General features: G+C 65.5%; 9 protein-coding genes, 1 tRNA gene and 3 rRNA genes. 3 read left to right on the forward strand and 10 right to left on the reverse strand.

The window, feature by feature from the left end; translation table 11 throughout:
• Window positions 1-65: 65 nt before the first annotated feature.
• Window positions 66-1373 carry a sugar ABC transporter substrate-binding protein gene (locus tag AC3ZJJ_RS12060; protein ID WP_489892064.1) on the reverse strand — a complete coding sequence of 436 codons (1308 nt, stop codon included), beginning with the start codon at window positions 1371-1373 and terminating at the stop codon, window positions 66-68.
• A gap of 340 nt (window positions 1374-1713) precedes the next feature.
• Here AC3ZJJ_RS12060 and AC3ZJJ_RS12065 point away from each other — a divergent pair, with 340 nt between their 5' ends.
• Genes AC3ZJJ_RS12065 through AC3ZJJ_RS12075 form a run of 3 tightly spaced genes read left to right on the forward strand, consistent with a single transcriptional unit; the run spans window position 1714 to window position 4862 of the window.
• Complete coding sequence (locus AC3ZJJ_RS12065; protein WP_489895825.1) at window positions 1714-3414, forward strand: glycoside hydrolase family 13 protein; 1701 nt, start codon at window positions 1714-1716, stop codon at window positions 3412-3414.
• A 19-nt stretch (window positions 3415-3433) separates the two neighbouring features.
• A complete protein-coding gene (locus AC3ZJJ_RS12070) occupies window positions 3434-4462 on the forward strand; it encodes a LacI family DNA-binding transcriptional regulator (protein WP_489892065.1) in 1029 nt (342 codons plus the stop codon).
• Window positions 4463-4472: 10 nt separating this feature from the next.
• Window positions 4473-4862, forward strand: coding sequence for a DUF1304 domain-containing protein (locus tag AC3ZJJ_RS12075; protein WP_489892066.1), 390 nt, complete (start codon window positions 4473-4475; stop codon window positions 4860-4862).
• 122 nt (window positions 4863-4984) lie between these two features.
• On the opposite strand, the gene AC3ZJJ_RS12080 is transcribed toward AC3ZJJ_RS12075, so the two are convergent.
• The 9 genes from AC3ZJJ_RS12080 to AC3ZJJ_RS12120 form a co-directional block, all read right to left on the reverse strand.
• Window positions 4985-5061: transfer RNA gene (locus AC3ZJJ_RS12080), tRNA-Pro, on the reverse strand.
• 90 nt (window positions 5062-5151) lie between these two features.
• Window positions 5152-6552, reverse strand: a complete 1401-nt coding sequence (locus tag AC3ZJJ_RS12085) for an FAD-binding oxidoreductase (RefSeq protein WP_489892067.1) — start codon at window positions 6550-6552, stop codon at window positions 5152-5154.
• Window positions 6549-7049, reverse strand: coding sequence for an SRPBCC domain-containing protein (locus AC3ZJJ_RS12090; RefSeq protein ID WP_489892069.1), 501 nt, complete (start codon window positions 7047-7049; stop codon window positions 6549-6551). The genes AC3ZJJ_RS12085 and AC3ZJJ_RS12090 overlap by 4 nt, the downstream gene beginning before the upstream one ends.
• A gap of 213 nt (window positions 7050-7262) precedes the next feature.
• A 5S ribosomal RNA gene (gene rrf, locus AC3ZJJ_RS12095) occupies window positions 7263-7379 on the reverse strand.
• A gap of 239 nt (window positions 7380-7618) precedes the next feature.
• Window positions 7619-10750: ribosomal RNA gene (locus AC3ZJJ_RS12100) — 23S ribosomal RNA — on the reverse strand.
• Window positions 10751-11306: 556 nt separating this feature from the next.
• Window positions 11307-12832 (reverse strand): 16S ribosomal RNA (locus tag AC3ZJJ_RS12105).
• The 16S, 23S and 5S rRNA genes sit together here, the layout of an rRNA operon.
• Before the next feature lie 484 nt (window positions 12833-13316).
• On the reverse strand, window positions 13317-17084 hold the full coding sequence (gene glgB / locus AC3ZJJ_RS12110) for a 1,4-alpha-glucan branching protein GlgB (protein ID WP_489892070.1): 3768 nt from the start codon (window positions 17082-17084) through the stop codon (window positions 13317-13319).
• Window positions 17081-18847: a maltose alpha-D-glucosyltransferase gene (treS, locus tag AC3ZJJ_RS12115; RefSeq protein ID WP_489892071.1), complete on the reverse strand. Its 1767-nt coding sequence runs from the start codon at window positions 18845-18847 to the stop codon at window positions 17081-17083. Before treS ends, glgB begins: the two co-directional genes overlap by 4 nt.
• A complete protein-coding gene (locus tag AC3ZJJ_RS12120; protein ID WP_489892072.1) occupies window positions 18847-20871 on the reverse strand; it encodes an alpha-1,4-glucan--maltose-1-phosphate maltosyltransferase in 2025 nt (674 codons plus the stop codon). Before AC3ZJJ_RS12120 ends, treS begins: the two co-directional genes overlap by 1 nt.
• Window positions 20872-20904 lie beyond the last annotated feature (33 nt).

Consider the following 20904-nt stretch of genomic DNA (forward strand, 5'->3'; position numbering starts at 1 on the left):
GATCCCGGGGAGTGCCGCGTTCGGGCGCGCCGCGGTGGGGCGGCGCACCCGAACGGGCGGCGGGACTAGCCCGCGATCTTCTTTTCGATGTTTGCGGCCATCTTGTCCCACGCGGTCGTCGCGTTGGATTCCTTGCCCTTGATCAGGTTCAGCTCGGTCCCGCCCCAGTCGGCCCAGACGGCACCCATTTCCGGCACTGCCGGCATCGGCACGCCGTTGGCGCCGATCTCGCCGAAGGCCTTGATGACCTCGTCAGAGGCGGCCTTGTCGAAGGACGCGGTCAGAGCCGGCGGGCGCCCTCCGACGGCGAACAGTGCGTCCTGGGCGTCCTCGAGCGAGAGGTAGTTGACCACGAACTCGGTGGCGGCCAAGGCGTTCTTGCTCTGCGAGGAGATGAAGAACCCGTTCACGCCGATGAAGGGCTGGGCGTCCTGGTCTCCGGCCTTCGGCAGCGGGTCGACGGCGAACTTGATGCCCTTCTTCTCGATGTCCGGCACGTTCCACGGGCCGGTGAGGTAGTAGGGGGACTGTCCGGCCAGGAACTTCTCCTTGGCGATGTCGCCGGTGATGCTGGAGTTGAAGACCTTCTCGCCCTTGTCGCCCATGTCGAGCAGCAGCTGGGCAAACTTCTTGCCACCCTCGCTGTTCAGTGCCAGCTTGGAGGCGTCGTAGGATCCGTCCGACTTCTGATCGAAGACGGGCGCACCGAAGGAGGTCTGTAGCGGGTACAGGTGGTACGGGTCGCCCTGTTTGGGGTCGAGGCCCACCAGGAACGGGTACTTGGACTTGCCGTCGGACACCGACTTCTTGCCGGCCGCGACGACGTCGGAGAAGGACTCGTGCGCCTCGGAAACCAGATCGGTGTTGCGGATGAGGGCGACGTTTTCGATGGAGTAGGGCAGGCCGTAGACCTGACCGTCGTACGTCATGGCCTGGACGGAGGATTCCGCGAACTGGGAAGCCTTGTCGCCCAGCTGGATCGGAGCGACGACGCCGTTCTGCACCAGCGTGCCGAGCCAGTCGTGCGGGCCCACCATGATGTCCGGGCCCTTGCCGGTCGGCGCCTGCGTGATGAAGTCGTCGCGCACCGCGGCGAAGTCCTTCACAACGAGCTTGATGGAGATCCCCTTCTCCTCCTTGAACTTCGCGGCGATATCCTTCAGCGCGGGCGACCGCTCCGCGTCGACCCACACGGTCAGTGTGGTGGACGACGACGGGGCCGCGGAGGACGATCCGGCGGCGGCGCTCGTGGCCGTGCCAGACTCGGACCCTCCGCCGCAGGCGGCGAGCATCAGGGCGGCGGAAGTGCCGAACGCCCCAAGCGCAAAGGTGCGGCGCGTGATCGCGCCGGTGCCTTCAGTACGTACCTTCATGTGGTGGAACCTTTCTCAAGCCAAGTGCCCCCCGCCCGCCTCCGTGCGTGGGCCGTGTGGTGCCGTCCGGCCCTGCGCCGGAGGGGTGCATTGTGATGTATGCCACCAGTGTAAGCGGTTGCACCGAAACCGTCCACACAGTCGGCGCGCCGCCCGCGACACGCTTGAGTTCTATCGAATGACCTGTAATTTACCGGCGAGGCAGGCAGTTTCGGCACGGGAAACAGAAGGGGTAATCGCTTCCATTGCGACGGGGCGGGTGGCTATGATAGTCCGCATGCCCACGCTCAGCGACGCCCCCGGCCGCGCACAAGACCAAGCCGACAACACCGCATTCCGGATGGGCGAGACCGTCCAGTGGCCGTCCGGTGACGACGCCTGGTGGCGCCGGTCGGTGATCTACCAGATCTACCCCAGGTCGTTCCGCGACACGACGGGAACCGGGGTGGGCGACCTTCCCGGGATCACGCGGGAACTTCACCGCATTGCGTCCCTGGGCGTGGACGCCGTCTGGCTGTCCCCCTTCTTCACGTCGCCGCAGCGCGACGCCGGATACGACGTCAGCGACTATCGGGACGTTGATCCGCTCTTCGGCAGCCTGGCGGACTTCGACGACCTGGTGGCCGAGGCCGATCGGCTGGGGGTCCGCATCGTGGTCGACCTCGTCCCCAACCACTGCTCCGCCGACCATCCGCTCTTCCAGGCGGCCCTCGCCGCCGGGCCCGGCTCCGACGAACGGAACGTGTTCATCTTCCGCGACGGGCGGGGATCGGACGGCGGCGAGCCGCCGAACAATTGGCAATCCCACTTCGGGGGCAGCGCGTGGACCCGCACGGCCAACCCGGATGGAAGCCCGGGCCAGTGGTACCTCCACCTCTTTGACACCACGCAGCCCGACTTCAATTGGGACAACCCGTCCGTCCACGCGGAATTCGAGTCCATCCTGCGGTTCTGGCTGGACCGCGGGGCCGGCGGCTTCCGCGTGGACGTCGCCCACGCCCTGGTCAAGGCCGAGGGCCTCCCGGACTGGGGCGGCACAGCGAGCGGCCGGCCGATCCCCGGTTTCCCGTTCGCGGACGCCCCGATGTTCGGGCGCATCGAGGTCCACGACATCTACCGCCGCTGGCGCACCATCCTTGAGGAGTACGACGGCGAAAGAATCCTCTGCGCGGAGGCGAACGTCCACCCGCTTGAGCACATGGCCGAGTGGGTGCGCCCCGACGAGATGCATCAGACGTTCAATTTCCCGTTCCTCACCACCGCGTGGGATGCGCAGGCCCTGAGGGCCGTGGTCGATCGGTCGCTGCGCGCGTTTGGCGCCGTGGGTGCGCCGACCACGTGGGTACTCTCCAACCACGACGTCTCGCGGCACGCCACCCGTTTCGGGGCCACCGGCACGAACGTCCGCGTCGGCGACGGGTTGGGACCCGACGACGCGCGACCCGACGAGTCGCTCGGCCTGGCCCGCGCCAGGGCCGCAAGCGCCTTCACCCTGGGCCTGCCGGGCGGCGTTTACCTGTACCAGGGCGAGGAGCTGGGCTTGCCCGACCACACGGCACTCGCCGCGGAGTTCCGCCAGGACCCGACGTTCCACCGCACGGCCGGCGCACGCATCGGGCGCGACGGCTGCCGCGTGCCCCTTCCATGGACCCCCGACGCCCCGACGTTCGGCTTCAGCGACCTCGATGCCTCATGGCTCCCGGCGCCGGACAGCTGGGCAGGCTACTCCCGGGACCTGCAGGAGGGCACCGCGGGCTCCACCCTCGAGCTCTACCGTGAGGCCCTGTCCCTGCGCCGCACCCGCTCCCTCGGTGGCGGCGGCCTGGCGTGGCTCGAGCCAGATCTCGGCCATACCGGCGTCGTCGCGTACATTAACGGGACCACCGGCGTCGTGCTCAATGCGGGAAGCCAGCCGGTGCCGCTGCCCGCGGGCAGCGTGCTCCTGGAGAGTGCGCCCGGCGCGGTGAGGGACCAGTCGGGCGGACGCACCCTGTCACCCGATGCCGCCGTATGGCTCGACCTGACCGGGGCCGAGCAGTAGACAACCGAAGGAGCGTGCCGTGGCCAGCATTAAGGACGTCGCGCTGCGGGCCGGCGTTTCAGTGGCAACCGTCTCGCGGGCACTCAGCGGCAAGGGAAAGGTTTCCGAGGCCAGCCGCGAGAAGGTCCGGCGCGCGGCGGCCGCGCTGGGCTACGTCGTGTCCTACAACGCGTCGTCGCTGGCCTCCGGCAGAAGCCGCAACATTGGCCTAGTGGTGCCGACGGTGGGCCGCTGGTACTTCTCCACCGTCCTTGAGGGTGCCACCAGCGCCCTCATCGACGCCGGCTACGACCTGACGCTGTACAACACCAGCGGCCAAGACAGGCACCGGGCCTCCGTGTTCTCCGACCTGCTCCTGCGCAAGCGCCTGGACGCGGTGGTCACGGTGACCCTGAAGCTCCGCCCGACCGAGCTGGCCCAACTGCAGGCGGTGAACAAGCCGGTGGTCGCCATCGGCGGCTTTATCCCGGACATCGCCACGATCCGCGTGGACGACTTCAACATCGCCGCACTGGCCACCGAGCACCTCATCAGCCTGGGGCACCGCGACATAGCGTTTATGGGTGGGACGGAGGAGTTCGAGGTCGATTTCAAGCTGGGGTCCGCCCGCGAGGACGGCTACGAGTTCGCCATGGACCAGGCGGACCTGCCGGTGCGCAGGGAATGGCTGATGACCGCGGACTTCACGACGCAGGGCGCGTACCAGAAGGTGCGCAACATCCTGGCCAATCCGCGGCACCGGCCGAGCGCGTTCGTCTGCGCGTCGGACGAGATGGCCTTCGGCGCGATTCTCGCCGCCCGGGACCTGGGGCTGACGGTTCCCGGCGACCTGTCCGTCGTCGGCATCGACGGGCACGAGCTCGGCGAGCTGTTCGGGCTTACGACGATCAAGCAGCATGCCGCGCAGCAGGGCGCCGCGGCCGTGCGGAAGGTCCTTGCCCTATTGGGCGAACTCGAGCTGGACAAGGATCCGACGGTCGGATTCTTTCCGACCGAATTCATCGCCCGCTCCTCCACGGCCCCACCGGCCCACCGGCCCTCCAACTAAGGACCCAAACATGCTTGTCGCTTCGCTCCTTGCCGCAACCCTCGCCGCCCTCATCCACGTCTACATCTTCGTGCTGGAGTCGATCCGCTGGACCGAGCCGTCGACGCGGAAGGTTTTTGGGATCGCAAGCGCCGGCGAGGCGGAAACCCTCAAGCCCATGGCCTTCAATCAAGGCTTCTATAACCTCTTCCTGGCCATTGTGACCGCCGCGGGCGTCTTCGCCGTGCTCGCGGGATCGATGGCCGTCGGCGCGGCGCTGGTGTTCGCGGGGGCCGGCTCGATGGCGGCCGCGGGCGTGGTCCTTCTGCTGTCCTCGCCATCCAAGGCCCGCGCAGCGCTCAAGCAGCTGGTGCCGCCGCTGATCGCCGTGGTCCTGTTGGCACTCGGGCTCGTCCTGTAGGCGCCGTCACCGGCCCGTGACGAGCTGTCGACCGTGTCCGGCGAGCAGCCGGTACCTCGCGCCCCAACTTCCCGGGCACACAAAAAGGCCGGTTCGAATTGCTTCGAACCGGCCTTCTGTTGTGGTCGGGGTGACAGGATTTGAACCTGCGACCTCGTCGTCCCGAACGACGCGCGCTACCAAGCTGCGCCACACCCCGGTGTTTTCCAACAGTCATAGATATTACCGGTAGTTGCCGGATTTCACTAATCGTCGATGCCCGCTGCGAGCAGGCATGCCTGCTCGTCGACTAGATCGCTTTGCCCGGATTCAGGATGCCTTCCGGGTCCAACAGCGCCTTGATGCCGTGCTGGAGCGCCGACACCTCAGGCTGCTGCTCCCAGGCGAGCCACCGCCGCTTGTACTGCCCCACGCCATGCTCGCCGGTGATCGTCCCTCCCGCGTCCAGCGCGGCGCGGACGGACTCGTCCAGGGCCGCGTCCAGGCGGGCGATGCCGGCGGCGCCCTCGTCGGGTTCGACCCAGAAGGTGGGATGGAGGTTTCCGTCTCCCGCGTGCGCCACAATGCGCAGCATAACCGCGTGGCGCTGGCCGATCCCATGGAGCACGTCCATGTACGGCACCAGTTGGGACCGCGGCACCGCCACGTCCTCCCCTACCCGGTAGGCGTCGTCCTGCTCGTCCCCGCGGCTGTTGCGGCGCATCTCGATCAGCCGGTCCGCGAGCACGTCCCCGGCGGGCGTAAGTTCCGCGCCCAGGCCGGCCAACGCCGTCCGGATCAATCCTTCCTCGATGGCCGCCCCGTGCCCGTCGGTGCGGATCAGCAGCAGCGCGCCGCCACGGACGGCGAGGTCCGTGCCGTGAATGCCGTCGATCACGGCCATGGTTCCCGCGTCGAGCAATTCCGTGATGGCCGGCTGCACGCGTAGCCGGGCGATCGCCAGGACCCCGGCGGCGGCCTCGACCACCGTGGGGAAGAGAGCCGCCACCGAGCGCATGTCAACGCTCAGGTAGCGCAGGCGCACGGTTACGGAGACAACAACACCCAGCGTGCCCTCCGAGCCGACGAACAGGCCCGTGAGGTCGTAGCCGGCGACCCCCTTGAAAGTGCTGCGGCCCGTGCGGATGAGGGTACCGTCCGCCAGCACGACCTCCAGCCCCAGCACCGAGTCGCGTGTCACCCCGTACTTGGCGCACCGCAGCCCACCGGCGTTGGTGGCCACGTTCCCGCCAATGGTGGAGACCTTGAAACTCGCCGGGTCGGGGGCGTACATCAGCCCGAGCGGCTCCAACGCGTCGTTAAGCACGGAGTTGACCACTCCCGGCTCGACGACGGCGACCTCGTCCTCTTCCCGAATCTCCAGGATGCGGTTCATGCGCTCAAGCGAGAGGACTATGCAGTTCTCCGTGGCGTGGACTCCCCCGGAAACTCCCGTCCCCGCCCCACGTGCGATGACAGATACGGATGATCCCGCAACTAGTCGCATTGTCTCCTGAACGTCCTCGACGCTCTCCGCGAAGACCACCGCCAGCGGCATGTAGGGATCCGAGACATGACCGTAGTCGTGGCTATAGTCCTCCAGGGTGCCGGGGTCCACGCGCACCTTGTCCGGTCCGAACGCGGCCAAGAGCAACGGTGGAACAAGTGCGGCGCGTTCGTTGGTTCCCCGGGTAGCGACGTTGGCGCTCATGACGGCAGCGACGCTCCCATAAAGCGGGCGTAATAGCCCAGGATGTCCGGCCAGTCCGTGTACTTCGCGAACTGCTCCTCGCCGGCGGCTCCCGCAGCCCATCCGTCGTGGACCAGGGTCACCGTGCTGCCGCTGGGGGCCGCCTCGCGAAACTCCAGGACCACGCGCGTCCGGGGATGCTGCTCCACTCCCAGGCCGAAGGACAACTCGATGCGCTCGGGCATCTTCGCCTCGACCACCGTCGCCCATTCGTGTTGGCTCCCGTCTTCGGCCTCCTCGACAAGGCTGCCGGCCTCGAAGGCGACCGTGGTGCCGCTGCCGAATTTCGAGTGTGTTCCCACGGGCCACCAGAGGTGGATGTACTCGGTGAAGCCCTCGAAGGCCTGGTCCGGCTGCACGGGCACACTAACCGTGTGCGTTATGGGCCGGGGACGTCCCGCGCCGCTCCCGTCCGCCTCGGGCTCGGGTGGCTGCGCGTGCGAAAAGAGTCCGTCCATACGACCCACCCTAACCGGAGAACGGTGGCGCGTCAGTCGCTGGGCCCCGGGACCTGCCGATAGGCCGTCCCGGTCGGCACGGCGGCTGGGGAAGACCGTGTGGCCGGCTGCGCGGCGGCCGCTGTCTGCTGCGCGCCGAAGCGTACCCGGCCCCCGCGGGTGGTTAAACGTCAGGACCCCCAACACGTGGTGTTGGGGGTCCTGGTAATGGTTGTCCGGCGGTGTCCTACTCTCCCACACCCTCCCGAGTGCAGTACCATCGGCGCTGTGGGTCTTAGCTTCCGGGTTCGGTATGGGACCGGGCGTTTCCCCCACGCTATGACCGCCGTAACCCTTGCTCCCTGCCCGCCAACCTGGTTGGGGGTGGGAAAACTGTGGGCCACGGGATTTAGTTCCGTGACGTTGCCGCCCACCACTCTACCCCATCGGTCCCCGCCCCCCGGGGGGGGCGGTTCGTGCGGGGTGCCGTGGTGGCGGCGTATTCGGTTGTGGTCGTTCCGAAACGGGTTGTTGTTTCGGGACCGCATAGTGGACGCAGCGTTTCTTGCCACACGCTCGGTGTGGTGTTTGTGGTGTAAGTTGTCGGCCTATTAGTACGGGTCGGCTTCACGAGTCTTTCGTCCTCGCTTCCACGTCCCGCCTATCAACCCAGTGGTCTGCTGGGGGCCTCTCACCATAAATGGTATGGAAATCTCATCTTGAAGCGGGCTTCCCGCTTAGATGCTTTCAGCGGTTATCCCATCCGAACGTAGCCAATCAGCGGTGCACTTGGCAGTACAACTGACACACCAGAGGTTCGTCCGTCCCGGTCCTCTCGTACTAAGGACAGACCTTCTCAAATTTCCTGCGCGCGCAGCGGATAGGGACCGAACTGTCTCACGACGTTCTAAACCCAGCTCGCGTACCGCTTTAATGGGCGAACAGCCCAACCCTTGGGACCTACTCCAGCCCCAGGATGCGACGAGCCGACATCGAGGTGCCAAACCATGCCGTCGATATGGACTCTTGGGCAAGATCAGCCTGTTATCCCCGAGGTACCTTTTATCCGTTGAGCGACGGCCGTTCCACAACGTGCCGCCGGATCACTAGTCCCGACTTTCGTCCCTGCTCGAGCTGTCGCTCTCACAGTCAAGCTCCCTTGTGCACTTACACTCGACACCTGATTGCCAACCAGGCTGAGGGAACCTTTGGGCGCCTCCGTTACTCTTTAGGAGGCAACCGCCCCAGTTAAACTACCCATCAGGCACTGTCCCTGACCCAGATCATGGGCCGAAGTTAGGAATCCGGTACGGCCAGAGTGGTATTTCAACGATGACTCCACCCGAACTGGCGTCCGGGCTTCAACGTCTCCCACCTATCCTACACAAGCCGCACCGAACACCAATACCAAACTATAGTAAAGGTCTCGGGGTCTTTCCGTCCTGCTGCGCGTAACGAGCATCTTTACTCGTAGTGCAATTTCGCCGAGTTCATGGTTGAGACAGCGGGGAAGTCGTTACTCCATTCGTGCAGGTCGGAACTTACCCGACAAGGAATTTCGCTACCTTAGGATGGTTATAGTTACCACCGCCGTTTACTGGGGCTTGAATTCTCAGCTTCGCCTTGCGGCTAACCGGTCCTCTTAACCTTCCAGCACCGGGCAGGAGTCAGTCCGTATACATCGTCTTGCGACTTCGCACGGACCTGTGTTTTTAGTAAACAGTCGCTTCCCCCTGGTCTCTGCGGCCCCGATCCCCTCCCGGTCGCTAGTACCGTTCAAGGTTGGGGCCCCCCTTCTCCCGAAGTTACGGGGGCATTTTGCCGAGTTCCTTAACCATGATTCTCTCGATCGCCTTAGTATTCTCTACCTGATCACCTGTGTCGGTTTGGGGTACGGGCGGCTGGAACCTCGCGTCGATGCTTTTCTTGGCAGCATAGGATCACCGGATCACCCCCCAAGGGGGGCGCCTATCGGGTCTCAGGCATCGTGAACGGCGGATTTGCCTACCGTTCGCCCTACACCCTTGGACCAGGTCGATTCCATTGCCTGGCCCGGCTACCTTCCTGCGTCACACCTGTTAATACGCTTACCTCCCTGGCTCGGGTCCCGCGCCGCGCGCCCGGTGGGCTCCCCGAAGGGAACCCGGTGGGCGTCTGGGGCGGTTAGCATCGCCAGCTCGGTATGGGCGGTTCTTCGCCGGTACGGGAATATCAACCCGTTGTCCATCGACTACGCCTGTCGGCCTCGCCTTAGGTCCCGACTTACCCAGGGCAGATTAGCTTGACCCTGGAACCCTTGATCATTCGGCGGACGGGTTTCTCACCCGTCTTTCGCTACTCATGCCTGCATTCTCACTCGTGCCGGCTCCACAGCTGGTTCACACCGCTGCTTCACTGCCGGCACGACGCTCCCCTACCCACCCAGACGGCTGGACCACGAAGGCCTGCCTGTAAATCTGGATGACGCAACTTCGGCGGTGTGCTTGAGCCCCGCTACATTGTCGGCGCGGAATCACTTGACCAGTGAGCTATTACGCACTCTTTCAAGGGTGGCTGCTTCTAAGCCAACCTCCTGGTTGTCTGGGCAACTCCACATCCTTTCCCACTTAGCACACGCTTGGGGGCCTTAGTTGGCGTTCTGGGCTGTTTCCCTCTCGACTATGAAGCTTATCCCCCACAGTCTCACTGCTGCGCTCTCACTTGCCGGCATTCGGAGTTTGGCTGACGTCAGTAACCTTTTGGGGCCCATCGGCCATCCAGTAGCTCTACCTCCGGCAAGAAACACGCAACGCTGCACCTAAATGCATTTCGGGGAGAACCAGCTATCACGAAGTTTGATTGGCCTTTCACCCCTACCCACAGCTCATCCCCTCCATTTTCAACTGAAGTGGGTTCGGTCCTCCACGCGCTCTTACACGCGCTTCAACCTGGCCATGGGTAGATCACTTCGCTTCGGGTCTAGATCACGCCACTGCGTCGCCCTATTCAGACTCGCTTTCGCTACGGCTTCCCCACACGGGTTAACCTCGCGACGTAACACTAACTCGCAGGCTCATTCTTCAAAAGGCACGCCGTCACCCCAACAATGGAGGCTCCGACGGATTGTAGGCACACGGTTTCAGGTACTGTTTCACTCCCCTCCCGGGGTACTTTTCACCTTTCCCTCACGGTACTTGTCCGCTATCGGTCATTAGGTAGTATTCAGGCTTACCAGGTGGTCCTGGCGGATTCGCACGGGATTTCTCGGGCCCCGTACTACTTGGGATACCTTCACAGGGCGGCGGAAAGCATTACGGCTACGGGACTCGCACCCCCTATGGTCCGGCATTCAAACCGGTTCGCCTATACTTCCGCACCTCGCCCCACCAGTCCGGCAGAACTGGTATGGATGGTCCCACGACCCCGGCCATGCAACGCCCGCCGGCTATCACACATGGCTCGGTTTAGCCCCATCCGCTTTCGCTCGCCACTACTCACGGAATCACTGTTGTTTTCTCTTCCTGCGGGTACTGAGATGTTTCACTTCCCCGCGTTCCCTCCACGCAGCCTATGTGTTCAGCTGCGGGTCACACAGACACTCGCGCGCTGTGCGGGGTTTCCCCATTCGGAAATCCTGGCGTCAACGTCCGGTTATCGACTCGACCAGGCTTATCGCAGATTCCCACGTCCTTCTTCGGCTCCTAATGCCAAGGCATCCACCGTGCGCCCTTGAAAACTTGACCACAAACAGGCCAAGCAAAGAGCATTGCTACAAATCGAGAAAACCACACGGAAACCAGACCACCAGGGCCCGGCCACCGGGGTTCTCAAATCAAAGAAATTGCTTTTTGCCCGGGAACACCCCAAAGGGCGTCCCGGTACAAGATGCTCGCGTCCACTATGCAGTTCCCAAACAACAACCCCAACACACCCACACCCCACCACCCGCACCAACCGGTGCGGGACTTACGTGGGCCTAGGCCGTGCGCGGGGACAACCAAGACAAAACCAGCCCCCCGTCCACAACCAACGCCACAAAAGCGTTCGCCGTGTCCGCGGGCCTGTTGCCTCAGGGCCCAACAGTGTGCCATGGACCCGCCCGGCACCGGACGGAACACCGCTTTCCAACCCCCAGGGGGGCGTACTCGCAGGTCCCGACACTCGCCGAAGACAGGCCACAATCCGTTGACATTCCACCCATGAGCGCCCGCCGGCCGACAAACGCGGCCGCAACGGGCAAACACTGAACAAAACCCCCCACACGTTGCGTGTGGACGGCGTTTGCTAGCTGCTCCTTAGAAAGGAGGTGATCCAGCCGCACCTTCCGGTACGGCTACCTTGTTACGACTTAGTCCCAATCGCCGGTCCCACCTTCGACGGCTCCCTCCCACAAGGGGTTGGGCCACCGGCTTCGGGTGTTACCAACTTTCGTGACTTGACGGGCGGTGTGTACAAGGCCCGGGAACGTATTCACCGCAGCGTTGCTGATCTGCGATTACTAGCGACTCCGACTTCATGGGGTCGAGTTGCAGACCCCAATCCGAACTGAGACCGGCTTTTTGGGATTAGCTCCACCTCACAGTATCGCAACCCTTTGTACCGGCCATTGTAGCATGCGTGAAGCCCAAGACATAAGGGGCATGATGATTTGACGTCGTCCCCACCTTCCTCCGAGTTGACCCCGGCAGTCTCCCATGAGTCCCCGGCATAACCCGCTGGCAACATGGAACGAGGGTTGCGCTCGTTGCGGGACTTAACCCAACATCTCACGACACGAGCTGACGACAACCATGCACCACCTGTGAACCGGCCCCAAAGGGGAAGCCGTGTTTCCACGGCGGTCCGGCCCATGTCAAGCCTTGGTAAGGTTCTTCGCGTTGCATCGAATTAATCCGCATGCTCCGCCGCTTGTGCGGGCCCCCGTCAATTCCTTTGAGTTTTAGCCTTGCGGCCGTACTCCCCAGGCGGGGCACTTAATGCGTTAGCTACGGCGCGGAAAACGTGGAATGTCCCCCACACCTAGTGCCCAACGTTTACGGCATGGACTACCAGGGTATCTAATCCTGTTCGCTCCCCATGCTTTCGCTCCTCAGCGTCAGTTAATGCCCAGAGACCTGCCTTCGCCATCGGTGTTCCTCCTGATATCTGCGCATTTCACCGCTACACCAGGAATTCCAGTCTCCCCTACATCACTCTAGTCTGCCCGTACCCACCGCAGATCCGGGGTTGAGCCCCGGACTTTCACGGCAGACGCGACAAACCGCCTACGAGCTCTTTACGCCCAATAATTCCGGATAACGCTTGCGCCCTACGTATTACCGCGGCTGCTGGCACGTAGTTAGCCGGCGCTTCTTCTGCAGGTACCGTCACTTTCGCTTCTTCCCTACTGAAAGAGGTTTACAACCCGAAGGCCGTCATCCCTCACGCGGCGTCGCTGCATCAGGCTTTCGCCCATTGTGCAATATTCCCCACTGCTGCCTCCCGTAGGAGTCTGGGCCGTGTCTCAGTCCCAGTGTGGCCGGTCACCCTCTCAGGCCGGCTACCCGTCGTCGCCTTGGTGGGCCGTTACCCCGCCAACAAGCTGATAGGCCGCGAGTCCATCCCCGACCGCTAAACCGCTTTCCACCCCCCGCCATGCGGCGGAAGGAGAATATCCGGTATTAGACCCAGTTTCCCGGGCTTATCCCAGAGTCGGGGGCAGGTTACTCACGTGTTACTCACCCGTTCGCCACTAATCCCCCAGCAAGCTGGGGTCATCGTTCGACTTGCATGTGTTAAGCACGCCGCCAGCGTTCATCCTGAGCCAGGATCAAACTCTCCGTAAAAAAATTACAGACACAACCAGGAAGGCCCAAGGAAAATCGGGCCAACGGCTGCACCAAGCAAAACAATCCCGGCAAAAAACCCCTCCCGCCGCACGGGGTGCGACAAGAAAGGCCATTCACCAATAATCGATAAAAAATCGGTGTCAACAAACATGGCACACTATTGAGTTCTCAAGCAACAGACGCTTCCAACCTCCACGACCCGGTAACCGGCGCTTCGCTCTGGAGCAACTTGTCTAACTTACCCGTTCGCCTTCTCGGTGTCAAATTGACTCCCGATCGAACTTTTCGAGTGGTTTTTGGCGTGGTCCCGATACCTTCCAATGGAAGGCTTTTCTCCCTTTCGGGAATCTTTCGGCGACCGGCGCGGAACAAAACTATACGCGCACTTTCGCGCCCATGCCAAATCGGGGGTGCTCGACCGGGGCCACCGGCAAAAACGCCGGAATCCCGGGGCCGACGGCCCCGGGATTCCGATCTTGCCCTATTCCTGCGCCGATTCCGGCGGAGTGAGGTACAGCACTCCGAGCGGCGGGAGCGTAAGCACCGCGTGCGCGGGCTGCCCGTGCTCGCCGCCGACCACGGCGGTGACCGTGCCGCCGTTGTTGACGCCCGAGCCTCCGTACTCGCTGGCATCGGTGTTCACCGCCTCCGTCCAGACGCCTGCCACCGGCAATCCGAGCCGATAATCGTGGCGCGGCTCGCCTGAGAAGTTGGCGACGCAGACGATCGGCTGTCCCGCCGCGTCCCTGCGGATGAAGCTCAGCGTGTTCCCGGCCCCGTCCTGGGAATCGATCCACTCGAAACCGGACGGATCGTTGTCACGCTCCCACAGGGCGGGCGTGGCTCGGTAGACCTCGTTGAGGCGACGGACCGCGAGCTGGACACCGCGGTGCTGGTGCGTGTCGGCAAGCCACCAGTCGAGGCCGTGCTGCTCGCTCCACTCCGCTTCCTGCGCGAACTCCGTCCCCATAAAGATCAGCTGCTTGCCCGGGTGGGCCCACTGGAATGCGAGGTATGCGCGGACCTGGGCCAGCTGGCGCCAGCGGTCCCCCGGCATGCGCCGCAGCAAGGAGCCCTTCCCGTGGACGACCTCGTCGTGGCTGATCGGCAGGAGGAAGTTTTCCGTCCACGCGTAGACCAGGGAGAACGTCATCTTGTGGTGGTGGTACGCGCGGTTGATCGGGTCCTCGGCCATGTACTCGAGGGAGTCGTGCATCCAGCCCATGTTCCATTTGATGCCGAAGCCCAGCCCGCCCGCCGACGTCGGGCGGGTGACGCCGTCGAACGCCGTCGACTCCTCGGCGATCATCACGCTGCCGGGCGCCACACGGTAGGCCGTGGCGGTGGCCTCCTGCAGGAAGTGGATGGCCTCCAGGTTTTCCCGCCCGCCATGCACGTTGGGGACCCACTGCCCGTCCTCGCGGGAGTAGTCGAGGTACAGCATGGAGGCGACGGCGTCGACGCGCAGTCCGTCGATGTGGAACTCGGTCAGCCAGTACAGCGCGTTGGCCACCAGGAAGTTGCGCACCTCGTTGCGGCCGAAGTCGAAGATCAGGGTCCCCCAGTCCGGGTGCTCCCCCAGGCGCGGGTCGGCGTGCTCGTACAGCGCCATCCCGTCGAACTGAGCCAGCGCCCACTCGTCCTTGGGGAAGTGTGCGGGGACCCAGTCCAGGATGACGCCGATGCCCGCCTGGTGCAGCTTGTCCACGAGGTAGCGGAAGTCGTCGGGGTGGCCGAAGCGGGACGTCGGCGCGTAGTAGGAGGTGACCTGGTACCCCCACGAGCCGCCGAAGGGGTGCTCCGCAACGGGCATGAACTCGACGTGCGTGAAGCCCTGCCAGCTCACGTACTCCACAAGCTGGTCCGCCAGCTCGCGGTAGGAGAGGCCGATCCGCCAGGAACCGAGGTGCACCTCGTAGACGCTCATCGGGGCGTTGTGCGGATCGCTCGCGGCGCGGCGCCGCATCCAGTCCTCGTCGCCGAACCCGTAGGAGGACTCGGTCACCACGGAACCGGTCAGCGGCGGCACCTCGGTGTTCCGCGCCATCGGGTCGGCCTTCTCGCGCCAGTGCCCGTCCTTGCCGAGCAGCTCGAACTTGTAGATGGCCCCGGCGCCGACGCCGGGGATGAACAGCTCCCACACGCCGGAGTGGCCAAGCGAACGCATGGCGTGGGACGTGGCGTCCCATCCGTTGAAATCGCCCTTGACGCGGACCGCCTGGGCATTGGGCGCCCACACGGCGAAGCTGGTTCCCTCGCTGTCCCCCAGTGCCGAGTGGTAGCGCCGCACGTGCGCGCCCAGGGCGGACCAGAGCTTCTCGTGCCGGCCCTCGGCGATGAGGTGAAGGTCGACCTCGCCGAGCGTGGGCAGGTAGCGGTAGGGATCGTCCACAGTCTGGGGCGCATCCTCGCCGTAGGCGACCTCGATCCGGTAGTCCGGCACGTGCCCCGGGCGGTCGGAGGCGGGCAGGACCGCGACCCAGATCCCCTGGTGCTCGTGCTCCATGGGGTGCCGCCCGTCGGCGGTGACGACCGCGACCTCGCGGGCCAGCCGGCGCAGCGTGCGGATGGTGACCTGCCCGTAGTCGTCGAGGTGGGCCCCGAGCACGGCGTGCGGGGCGTGGTGCGATCCGTGTGCGACGGCCGAGAGGACGTGCGTCTCCACCGGCAGCGGCCCCTTGGGCGCGGATCCCGCCTTGATTCCGGGCGTGGCTGCGGAGCCGGCGGCCCGCGGCGCGGAGGCCACGGGCTCGGTTGCGCCGGCCGGTTCGTTGGTGTCGTTCGTGGTCATCGTGGAAAGTACCTCCTGGACAGCGGACGCCGGGACCTGAACCCACGACGGCCTGTTCTGTAGCTCGTAAACGACCTCGTACAACGCCTTGTCCAGCCACAGCCCCAGGAACAGGGGCGACTCCGTGTCCACGACGTGGCCCGATTCGGCCTCGTAACCGGAGAGGAAGGCCTTGCGGGAGCGCTTGGCCCACTCGTTGGACGCCTCGAGCGAGACCGGGCTGCCGTTGCCGTTGCGGATCGCGACGCCGGCGGCGTAGTCGAACGAACGCAGCATGCCCACGACGTCGCGCAGGGCGACGTCGCGCGTGGTGCGCTCGCCCGCGGCCCGCAACGGCTCGCCCTCGAAGTCGAGGATCACCCAACCGCGCGTGGGGGCGTGCAGCACCTGCCCCAAGTGGTAGTCCCCGTGGATCCGCTGCAGGGTCGGCAATTCGGTGACCTCGTCCAGGCGGCGGAGCACCGTCCGGAAGGCGCCCTCCAGCGGCCCGATGGCGGTCCCGGCCTTCTGCCAGCCCCAGACGATTCGCTGGCGCAGGCTCTCGACATAGTCGGACACGTCGGCTGGTCCGGCCTCGGCCGTTCCGGCCACGCGCCCCAGGTCCTTGTGGAGTCGGGCCGTGGCCCGGCCGATCTCTTCGGCCTCGAGGATGAATTCCCTGCCCTCGAGAGCGGCCACGCTGGCGGTCCGCCACGCGTCCTGGCTCCCCCCGATGAACTCCCGGACCACCCCGAGCGCGCCGGTGACCTCGCCGTCCGCCGTGGTCCACCGGGCGGTGACGGATCCGTAGGTCAACGGCACGTCGAACGAGCCGCCCTCCGTCAGCAGCTCGCCGAGTTCGACATCGGGGTTGGTGCCCTCGGCGGGAACACGGAAGAACTTGGCGATGACGTCGCCTTCGCCGGACTCGATCACCACGGACGTGTTCGACTGCTCGCCGCCGAGGACGCCGGCCTTGAGCGGCGGCTCGAGCGCGGTCCGCTCGCCGAAGCCCGCCGCCGGGTGGCCGGCGAACCCGTCGCCGGTGCCGGACGTGCGGATCAGCTCGAGCCACGCGGCGATGAAGGCCGGGTCGTGGGTGCCGTCGTACACGAACCATGTGCCCGCCGCACGGCGTCCCCCGGATTCGATGATGCCGATCAGCGCCGAGGCCGCGTCGTCGTCATTATTCTCGGACGCCGTGTCGGCGCCGAGCGGGGCGAGGCGGAAGGACAAGGGCACGTGCACGACGGCGGACGCCGGCACGGCGGCGCCGGGCCCGGCGGCCCCGGCGGCCCCGGCGGGAACGATGTCGACGGCCAGGAGGAGGGACTCGAGGTCAACCTCGCCCTGCGCGTCGGCCAATTCGACCGCGCCGACCTTCCGCAACGTGAACTCCATGCCCCGCGCGGGGAACCAGCGCTGCCCACGCAACCACCCGGCCAACAAGTCGAGCAGTTGCGTATCAAGGGCTGTCATGGTGTCTTGTCCTCCTGCTTGATTAGGGGCATGGACTGCGTCGCGGGCGAATACACGTCCGAGCGTGCGGACCTCAGCCGCAGCCAGAAAAAGCCCTGCGAGCCCAAGGTGATGCCGAGCTTACCGTCGGCACCGATGGCCGGAAACACCGTGCCGCCGAAGACGTCGCGGAGCCCGCGCCCGGCGAATTCGGGAAGGTCCAGCTCCGTGGCGACCGGGTGCCGCGAGAGGTTGTAGACACAGAGGATGGACTCGCCCTCGAAGTCCTCGGACTCGTCGGCCGGCATCTCGCGCAGGAACGCGAGCACGCTGGGGGCCGTGGCCCGCACGTTGCGGTAGGTGCCCACGCCAAAGACGGGGTGTTCGCGCCGTACGCCGAGCACCTGCCGGAGCCAGTGCAGCATCGAGCCGCTGTGCGCCAGCTGCTGTTCGACGTTGACGTTGGTGAAGTTGAAGATCAGCGAGCTGACGACCGGCAGGTACAGCTTGCCGGGGTCGGCGGTGGAGAAGCCGGCGTTGCGGTCAGGATTCCACTGCATCGGCGTCCGGGATGCGTCGCGGTCGTCGAGCCAGATGTTGTCCCCCATGCCGATCTCGTCCCCGTAGTAGAGGAACGGGCTGCCGGGCAGCGCCAGCAGCAAGGCGTGGATGAGCTCGAGTTCCGAGCGGGAATTGTCCAGCAGCGGCGCCAGGCGGCGCCGAATGCCGACGTTGGCCCGCATGCGCGAGTCCGGAGCGTACCAGCCCAGCATGGCCTCGCGCTCCTCGGAGGTGACCATTTCGAGCGTCAGCTCGTCGTGGTTGCGCAGGAACGTTCCCCACTGGGTGCCCACCGGGATGTCCGGGGTCTCCTCCATGGTGTCGATGATCGGCGCCGCCAGCTGGTCCCGCAGCGCGTAGTAGAGCTTCGGCATGATCGGGAAGTGGAAGCACATGTGGCACTCGGGCTCCTCGGAGGTGCCGAAGTACTCGACCACCTCGAAGGGCGGCTGGTTGGCCTCCGCGATGATGATCCGGCCCGGGTACTCCTCGTCGACCATCCGCCGCAGGTCGCGCAGGAACGCGTGCGTCGGCGGCAGGTTTTCGCAGTTGGTGCCGTCCTCCTCGAACAGGTACGGGATGGCGTCGGCACGGAAGCCGTCCACGCCCAGGTCCAGCCAGAACCGCACGACGTCGAACATCGCCTCGTGGACTTTGGGGTTCTCGAAGTTCAGGTCCGGCTGGTGGTTGAAGAAGCGGTGCCAGAAGAACTGCCGGCGGATCGGGTCGAACGTCCAGTTCGACTCCTCCGTGTCCACGAAGATGATGCGCGCGTCCGCGTACAGCTCGTCCGTGTCGCTCCAGACGTAGAAATCGCCATATTCGCCCGTCGGGTCGCTGCGCGAGGCCTGGAACCACGGGTGCTCGTCCGAGGTGTGGTTCATGGGCAGGTCGATCACGATCCGCAGCCCTCGGGCGTGGGCCTCGGAGACGAGCCGGCGGAAGTCGGCGATGGTGCCGAACTCGTCCAGGACGTCGTAGTAGTCGGAAATGTCGTACCCGCCGTCGCGCAGCGGGGACTTGTAGAACGGGGGAACCCAGATGCAGTCGATCCCGAGCCACTGCAGGTAGTCGAGTTTGTCGATCAGCCCGGCGAGGTCCCCGCTGCCGTCCCCGTTCCCGTCCGCGAACGCCCTGACGAGCACTTCGTAGAAGACCGCCTTGCGGTGCCACTGCGGATCGTGGGTCAGGCCTGGAGCGTTCAACTGATAGGGATTTACCACTATGCGTTTCTCCTCAGGTGCAGGATGTGGGCGGGCTCGGCGTAGGGGTCCAGCCTGACGTAGTTGTGCGCGCCCCACTTCCACGACTCGCCGCTCAGCAGGTCGTCCACGATGAAGCGCCCCTCCCCGTCCAGGTCGCGCGGGCGCAGGCGGAGCTCGTCCAGGTCCAGCGTGACCGTACCCTCGCGGGCGCCGTGCGGATCCACGTTCACCACAACGATGATGGTGTCCCGCACCGGCTCGGTCGACCCCTCCGGGATCGTCTCCTTGGTCTTGGAGAACACCAGGGTGGCGTCGTCCGAGCAGGAGTGGATCACCAGGTTCTGCAGGTCCCCGAGCGCGGGATGCGCGCGGCGGATGGCGTTCAGGCGTGTCAGGTAGGGGGCCAGGGAGCGCCCCTCGGCCTCGGCCGCCGCGAAGTCGCGGGTCTTGTACTCGAACTTCTCGTTGTCGATGTTCTCCTCGGCACCCGGCCTCGCGACGTGCTCGTACAGTTCGTACCCCGCGTACACCCCCCACAGCGGACTGGCCATGGAGGCGAGGACGGCCCGGATCTTGAAGGCGGCGGGGCCACCGAACTGCAGGTACTCCGTGAGGATGTCCGGGGTGTTCACGAAGAAGTTGGGGCGGAAGAACGCCGGCGTCTCGTGGCTGACCTCCTCGAAGTACTCCTCCAGTTCCTCCTTGGTGTTCCGCCACGTGAAGTACGTGTACGACTGCTGGAACCCCGCCCTGCCGAGCGCGTGCATCATCGCCGGCCTGGTGAACGCCTCGGCCAGGAACACCACGCCGGGTCGCTTGGCCTCGACGCGAGAAATCAACCACTCCCAGAAGGCCACCGGCTTGGTGTGCGGGTTGTCCACACGGAAGATCCGGACGCCGCGGTCCACCCACAGCAGGACGATGCGCAGGACCTCCTTGGACAGTCCCGAGGGGTCGTTGTCGAAGTTGAGCGGGTAGATGTCCTGGTACTTCTTCGGCGGGTTCTCGGCGTAGGCAATGGAGCCGTCCGCCCGGGTGGTGAACCACTCGGGGTGCTCCGTGACCCACGGGTGGTCGGGCGAGGCCTGCAGCGCCAGGTCGAGCGCGACCTCGAGGCCCACTTCGTTGGCCCGGTGCACGAAGGCCGCGAAATCCGACTCCGTGCCCAAGTCCGGATGGATGGCGTCGTGGCCGCCCTCCGCCGATCCAATGGCCCATGGGGACCCCGGATCGTTCGGCCCGGCGACCAAGGTGTTGTTCGGGCCCTTGCGGTGCGCGTGGCCGATGGGGTGGATCGGGGGCAGGTAGATCACGTCGAACCCCATGGCGGCCACGGCCTCGAGGCGGAGCGACGCGGTGGCGAACGTTCCGGACGTGTGCGATCCGGTTTCCGGGTGGTAGACCGCGCCCTCGGAACGGGGGAAGAACTCGTACCACGCGCCGCGGCCCGCGCGCTCGCGCTCGACGTTGAGGGGGTACCGGCCGCTGGCCGTCACCATGCGGCGGATCGGATGGCGCTCCAGCGCGGCGAGCAGCTCGGGCGATTCCCCGGCGGCCAACCGCGCGCGGGTCTCAAGGCCGGGATCGCCCAGCGCCGCGGCCGCGCTCCGCAGCACGTCGGCGCCGTCCGGATGGCCGTCGGCCACCTCGCTGAACAGCTTGGCGCCCTCTGCCAGCATCAGTTCGACGTCGATGCCCGCCTCGATCTTAACGGTCGCCGCGTGGTGCCAGGTGCCGTAGGGGTCGTCCCACGCCTCCACCTCGAACTCCCACGCGCCCTCGGCCAGCGGGCGGACCCGGGCGAGCCACGAGTCCGTTCCCGGCGCGCCGGGCACCATGCGGGTGCGCTGAACCTCCGCACCGTCCGGTGCGTAGAGCACCGCCGTGACGCCGACGGCGTCGTGCCCCTCGCGGAAGGCGGTGGCCGAAACCACCACGTCCTCGCCCGGAATGGCCTTGGCCGGAAACCGGCCGCCCTCCACGACGGGTTGGACGTTGGTCACCGGGATGCGGCCGAATCTGGCTTGCTGTCCATTAGTCACCCTCTAGACGCTAGCGACTTTCGACCCCAAAGA

It is taken from the genome of Arthrobacter sp. AOP29-A2-19 (genome assembly GCF_058138025.1).

Excerpts from the sequence above, each read along its gene's own strand:
- AC3ZJJ_RS12060 (WP_489892064.1), bottom strand. The coding sequence starts at position 1,373 with ATGAAGGTACGTACTGAAGGCACCGGCGCGATCACGCGCCGCACCTTT.
- AC3ZJJ_RS12065 (WP_489895825.1), top strand. The coding sequence starts at position 1,714 with ATGGGCGAGACCGTCCAGTGGCCGTCCGGTGACGACGCCTGGTGGCGC.
- AC3ZJJ_RS12075 (WP_489892066.1), top strand. The coding sequence starts at position 4,473 with ATGCTTGTCGCTTCGCTCCTTGCCGCAACCCTCGCCGCCCTCATCCAC.
- AC3ZJJ_RS12085 (WP_489892067.1), bottom strand. The coding sequence starts at position 6,552 with ATGAGCGCCAACGTCGCTACCCGGGGAACCAACGAACGCGCCGCACTT.
- AC3ZJJ_RS12090 (WP_489892069.1), bottom strand. The coding sequence starts at position 7,049 with ATGGACGGACTCTTTTCGCACGCGCAGCCACCCGAGCCCGAGGCGGAC.
- glgB (WP_489892070.1), bottom strand. The coding sequence starts at position 17,084 with ATGACAGCCCTTGATACGCAACTGCTCGACTTGTTGGCCGGGTGGTTG.